Raw genomic sequence first — 6070 nt, forward strand, 5'->3', positions numbered from 1 at the left:
GGCAGCGCCGGGCCCGCGGTGGAACCCGCCGTCAGCCGGCGGCCAGCAGCGCCCGCCCGAGCCAGTCGGCCTCGTCCCTCACGCCCGGCAGGACGAAGAAGTACCCGCCGCCGGTCGGCGAGATGTAGTCCACCAGCGGCTCGCCGATCAGCCGGGTCTGGGTGGCCTCGAACTGCCGTACCACGTCCTGCTGGTAGCAGCAGAACACCAGGCCCATGTCCAGGTTGCCCGCCTGGTCGACGCCCCGGTCGTAGTTGAAGCCCCGGCGCAGGATGCGCGAGGTGTCGGTGTCGGCGGTGCGCGGGTTGGCCAGCCGGATGTGCGCGTCGAGCGGGATCGCCTTGCCGTCCGGGTCCTTGGCGTAGTCGGGCGCGTCGGTCTCCCGGGCGCCGTCCAGCGGCGCGCCGGTGTCGCGGCGGCGGCCGAACATCTTCTCCTGCTCGGTGAGGGTGACGCGGTCCCAGAACTCGATCAGCATCCGGATGATGCGGATCACCTGGTAGCTGCCGCCGGTCGCCCAGCCGGGTTCGCCCGTCCCGTCGGCGACCCAGACCAGCCGGTCCATCTCGCGCGCGGAGCCGGTGTCGGGGTTGACGATGCCGTCCTTGAAGCCGAGCAGGTTGCGCTGCGCGCCGTCCGGGCGGGACTGGTTCTGGAAGCCGTCGATCCGCCAGAGGATCTGCATCGCGCCCCGGGTGTGCCGGGTGATGTCGCGCAGTGCGTGCAGCACGGTGTCCTGGCGGTCGGCGCAGATCTGCAGCGAGAGGTCGCCGTGCAGTTCGGCGGCCCGGAGGTTGTCGTTCGGGAAGGTCTTCATCGGCGCGAGCCTGACCGGCTTGGCCTTGGCCAGCCCGTAGCGGTCGTCGAAGAGCGAGGCGCCGACGCCGACCGTGACGGTCAGGTGGTCGGCGGGGACGGTCGGGCCGAGGATGCCGCTGTCCGAGGGCGGCGCGCCGACCCCGAGGTCCGGCGGGGTGCCGCCGGCGGTGAGGAAGCGGATCCGCTCGGTCAGGGTCCGGAACAGCGCTTCGAGGCCCTTGCGGTCCTGGGCGATCACCTGGCAGGAGACGAAGGCCGCGAAGCCGGGGGCCGGGGTGGTGACGCCGGCCTGGTGGGCCCCGTGGAACGGCACCGCCCCGGCCTTCTCCTGCTTGCCGTCCCCGGCGGCGGCCTGGCCGGCGCCGAGGGCGAGGCCGCCACCGGCCAGCACGGCCGCGCCGGCACCGGCGCCGAGCGCGGCCCGGACGAAGCTGCGCCGGGCCGGTCCGGCCGGGCAGCCGCCCTCCGCGGCGGCCTCGGCCGGCGCGGCGTGCGGGAAGGGGCAGGACCCGGTGGCTGCGGTGTGGTCGGTCATCAGGTGGCCTTCCGGATTTCGAGCAGGGCGGGGACGGGGGCGAGGTCTTCGAGCAGTTCGCCGGTGGCCCCGTTGAGCTGTCGGCGGGCGTCGGCGGGCAGCCGGTCGACCGGGGTCCACCCCTCGGGCCGGTGCGCTGCGGCGAGCAGGTCGCCGACCCGCTTCATGCCGGCGTTCGCCTTGACGAGCACCTGCGGGTCCCGCTCGTCGAGCAGCGGTTGGAGCAGCGTCAGCAGTTCCTGGGTGCCGGTCAGGTTGGCCCGGGCGGTGGCCAGGTTGGTGCCGCTGCCCATGTCGGTGTCGCCGGTCAGCTCGAACTGGAGGGTGTTCTCCAGGATCTCGTGGGCGCGCAGCGGCAGGTCGCCGGGGGCGAAGTCCTGCCCGGGGAAGTCGTGCGCCAGCTGGTCGACGTTCTGCGCCAGGTCGTCGGCGACGGGCGTCAGCTCCTCGGCGGTCCCGCCGTGCCAGAGGCCGTACTCCAGGCGCAGGAAGCCGGTGAAGCCCGGGTCCTTCTCCTTGGCGGCGAGGCCGTCCGGGCGGCCGTCGATCTTGCCGTCGAGGTCGGCGAAGGTGCCGTACGCGGCGCCGAGGGAGGCGTACTGGAGGTGGGCGGCGAGCCAGTCGGCCTTGGCGGTGGCGAGGTCGCCGGAGCGCACGTCGGCCTGGAGCTTCCGGCTCTGCGTCACGAGCGTCGCCAGGCCCTGGCCGACGTACTCCTTGTAGCTGTCGAGCGGGGCCTTGAGGTCGTCCTCGGCGACCGGCTTGACGGCCTTGACCTCCGTGCCGCCGCTGACGTGCACGGCGGCCGAGGTGACGGGCTTCCCGCCGGTGGGCACGCAGCGCCAGGCGTAGTCGCCGGAGCCGATGGTGGCGGTCAGGGCGCGGGTCGTGCCGGGGGCCAGGCCCTCGATCTCCCCGTAGACCGAGCCGGTGCCCGGGTCGACGAGGTAGACCTCGGCGACCTTGTCGCCGGTGTTGCGCATCTGGAACACCTGCTGGCCGGGCCGCGGGGCGGCGAAGCCCTTGCCGCACTCCTGCTCGGAGACGGCGACGGTGGCGGAGCCGCCCTGCTTGCCGTCGCTGATCGCGATCACGGCGCCGGCCAGCACCACCGGGACGGCGACCGCCGCGGTCGGCAGCACCCAGCGCGGCCGGCCGGCCCGCGCCGGCGGAGCCTCGGACTCCGCGTCGGCCTCGGCGGGCTTCTCCGCGCCCGTCGCGGCCGCCGCGACGGGCGCGGCGGCCGGGGCACCGGTGCCGCCGCGGACGCCCTCGACGAACAGCGTCATCACGATGCCCAGGTAGGCGACGTAGCCGACGACCTGGAGCACCGTCATGGTGACGGTCAGGTTGAGCGTGCCCTGGACCAGCGTCGCGTACCAGGACGAGGCGTCCAGGTGCCCGCCCAGGTCGAAGGCGTACGAGGTGCCGCCGCCGATCAGCCCGGACTCCTGGAGGTCCCGCAGGCCGTAGCCGAGCACGCCCGCCGCGACGACGATCAGGCCGATGCCGGTGATGGTGAAGAACCGGGTGAGGTTCATCCGCAGGGCTCGCCGGTACAGGCCCCAGCAGAGCCCGGCCGAGAGCAGCAGGCCGAGGCCCGCGCCGATCAGCGGCCCGGTGGACTCGCCGGCGGTGCGCACGTTGGTCCACAGGAAGAGCGAGGTCTCCAGGCCCTCCCGGGCGACCGCGAGGAAGCTGGTGAGCACCAGCGCACCGGCGCCCATCGCCAGCGAGGCCCGGACCTTCTCCTTGATCTCGGCGGAGAGGGTGCGCGCCGAGCGTCGCATCCAGAACACCATCGCGGTGACGAAGCCGACCGCGATCAGGCTGAGCACCCCGCCGAAGGCCTCCTGCGCGTGGCCGGAGAGGTTGGCGGCGGTGAAGGTGAGCACCGCGCCGAAGCTCAGGCTGAGCGCGACGGCCGCCGCGACGCCCGTCCACACCTGGGGCCGCCGGGCCTTCTGGTCCGCCCGGACCAGGGTGGCGACCAGGATCGACACGATCAGTCCGGCTTCCAGGCCCTCGCGCAGCCCGATCAGGAAGCTGGGAAACGCCTCGTCCCACATGCGGCGGGCTCCTCCCCCGGGCCCGGCCCGGGTCGTTCACCTGTTCTCGCCTCCGCCGCGGTGGCGGTGGAGCGGCACAGCCGAACGCCCCGGACACCGGGGTCCGGGGCGACGGCTTAGCTTAGGCAAACCTTAGAGCCGGCAAGGTCAACCGCACCCCCGCTTCGGGTAAGGATTCGGTATGAGCCCGCCCTCGCGTTGACCGGGCCCGCAGGCCTCAGGGGTCGTCAGGAGTCCGCGGTCACCCCCACCACTGCTCCGGCACCGGCTCCGGCTCGGACGACTCCGGGACCGTCACCGGTTCGGCGCAGCGCACCAGCAGATCGCCCTCCTCCGTCCCGGCGACGAGGTAGCCGCACTCGCGGAGCACGACCGCGGCCGCGCCGCTCAGCGCCGCGAGCGCCTCCCGGGAGGGTGGTCCGCCCGGCTCCGCGCCCGGCGTCCAGCCGACCACCACGCCCTCGGGGTGACGGTCGATCCACAGCGGTGAGGGCCCCGGTCCGGTGTCGAACCCGGCGCGGGCCAGGGCCTCGGTGACGTCCTCGAAGAGTTCACGGTGATCCACCATTGGCGCAGCGTAGGCCCGGGACCACGCGACCCCCGGCCGCGGCGCGCGCCGAAACGGTTCAGCGGCACTCGACCGCAGCATCGGCACCCGTTGGGCCGAGCGGCGGCCAGCCGATCGGGCGTCAGGGGCCCCCGTCCGGCCCGACACGAGCGGCCGGACGGGCCGATGGACGTGCACAGTCGGCCCCCTGCCGACAGCATGACAGAGTAAGCGCTCCATCACCCTGAGCAACGGGTCCAGTGGAACACCTGGTCCGCGCGCCGGTCCGGCCGGCGGGCCCGTATCGAGAGGTCCCATGATCACAACACTTCGCCGGCCGGTGTTCCCGCCGGCGGGCCTCCAGCACGGCACGCCGAGGACGCCGGGGAGCCCGTCGTGAGAACCGACCAGCAGTCGCAGCCGGGACCGGTGACCAGCACGCGCGCCGACCCCGCCAACAAGGCCGAGGCCCTGGCCGACTGGACCGACGGCCGACTGGGCATCTACTCCCTGGCCAAGTCCAATCTGCGCAAGATCTTTCCCGACCACTGGTCCTTCATGCTGGGTGAGATCGCGCTCTACACCTTCGTCATCATCATCCTCACCGGCGTCTGGCTGACCATGTTCTTCACCCCGAGCATGGGCGAGGTCGTCTACGAGGGGACATACGTCCCGCTCAGGGGCATCGCGATGTCCGAGGCCTACTCCTCGACGCTCAGGATCAGCTTCGACGTGCGCGGCGGCCTGCTGATGCGCCAGATCCACCACTGGGCGGCCATCGTCTTCGTCGCCGCGATGCTGACGCACATGATGCGCGTCTTCTTCACCGGCGCGTTCCGCAAGCCGCGCGAGATCAACTGGGTCTTCGGCGCGATGCTGCTGATCCTCGGCATGTTCGACGGCTTCATGGGCTACTCGCTGCCGGACGACCTGCTCTCCGGCACCGGCATCCGCTTCATGGAGGGTGCCATCCTCGCCGTCCCGATCGTCGGGTCGTACCTTCAGTTCTTCATGTTCGGCGGCGAGTTCCCGGGCACCGAGATCATCCCCCGGCTGTTCACCGTCCACGTCCTGCTGATCCCGGGCATCATGCTGGGCCTGCTCGCGGCGCACCTGATCCTGGTCTTCTACCACAAGCACACCCAGTTCGCCGGGCCCGGCCGGACCAACCAGAACGTGGTCGGCATGCCGCTGCTGCCGGTCTACACGGCCAAGGCGGGCGGCTTCTTCTTCCTGGTCTTCGGCGTGGTCGCGGTGATGTCCGCGATCGCCACGGTCAACCCGATCTGGGCGTACGGGCCGTACCGTCCGGACCAGGTCTCCACCGACGCCCAGCCGGACTGGTACATGGGCTTCTCCGAGGGCCTGATCCGCGTGATGCCCGGCTGGGAGATCAGCGTCTGGGGCGGCCACACCCTCAACCTCGGGGTGTTCATCCCGCTGATGGTCTTCCCGCTCGTGCTGATGGTCGTCTGGGGCTACCCCTTCCTGGAGGCCTGGATCACCGGGGACCGGGGCGAGCACCACATCGCCGACCGGCCGCGCAACGCCCCGGTCCGCACCGCCTTCGGCGCGGCCTGGATCGGCCTCTACCTGCTCCTGCTGGCCGGCGGCGGCAACGACCTGCTGGCCACCCACTTCCACCTCTCGATCAACGCGATCACCTACGCGGTGCGGATCGGCTTCTTCACCGTGCCGGTGGTCGTCTTCGTGATCACCAAGCGGTGGTGCCTGGGCCTCCAGCGGCGGGACAAGGAGAAGGTGCTGCACGGCCGGGAGACCGGCGTCATCAACCGGCTCCAGCACGGCGAGTTCGTCGAGATCCACGCCCCGCTGCCGCCGGGCCGGCTCTACACCCTCACCGCGCACGACCAGCCCCAGCCCTCCGAGCTGCCGCCCGAGGTGGACGAGAACGGGGTGGCCCGCAAGACCGGGCTGTGGACCCGCACGCGGGTGAAGCTCTCCCGCGGCTTCTACGGCAAGGGCAGCCAGATCGCCAAGCCCACCGTCGAGGAGCACGAGGAGATCAGCAGCGGCCACGGCCACCACTGATTCCCCGGGCACGACGAGGGCCCGCCGCGCCGGGAACGGTGCGGCGGG

Annotated in this window: 4 protein-coding genes; 1 reads left to right on the forward strand and 3 read right to left on the reverse strand. The window is 72.4% G+C overall.

Features of this window, described 5'->3' with window-relative positions; all coding sequences use genetic code 11:
• Nucleotides 1–31: 31 nt before the first annotated feature.
• From efeB to ACFVVA_RS40395, 3 genes are all read right to left on the reverse strand, one after another.
• Nucleotides 32–1354, reverse strand: coding sequence for an iron uptake transporter deferrochelatase/peroxidase subunit (gene efeB, locus ACFVVA_RS40385; RefSeq protein ID WP_387695677.1), 1323 nt, complete (start codon nt 1352–1354; stop codon nt 32–34).
• Nucleotides 1354–3423 (reverse strand): iron uptake transporter permease EfeU, encoded by a 2070-nt coding sequence (gene efeU / locus ACFVVA_RS40390; RefSeq protein WP_387695678.1) that lies wholly within the window; start codon nt 3421–3423, stop codon nt 1354–1356. Before efeU ends, efeB begins: the two co-directional genes overlap by 1 nt.
• A gap of 241 nt (nt 3424–3664) precedes the next feature.
• Entirely contained in the window at nt 3665–3991 is a 327-nt protein-coding gene (locus ACFVVA_RS40395) for a hypothetical protein (protein ID WP_359908787.1), read from the reverse strand.
• A gap of 408 nt (nt 3992–4399) precedes the next feature.
• Here ACFVVA_RS40395 and ACFVVA_RS40400 point away from each other — a divergent pair, with 408 nt between their 5' ends.
• Nucleotides 4400–6022, forward strand: coding sequence for a cytochrome bc complex cytochrome b subunit (locus tag ACFVVA_RS40400; protein ID WP_387695680.1), 1623 nt, complete (start codon nt 4400–4402; stop codon nt 6020–6022).
• The last annotated feature ends 48 nt before the right edge of the window (nt 6023–6070 follow it).

The organism is Kitasatospora sp. NPDC058048 (genome assembly GCF_042885555.1).
Taxonomy (GTDB): Bacteria; Actinomycetota; Actinomycetes; order Streptomycetales; family Streptomycetaceae; genus Kitasatospora; species Kitasatospora lactacystinica.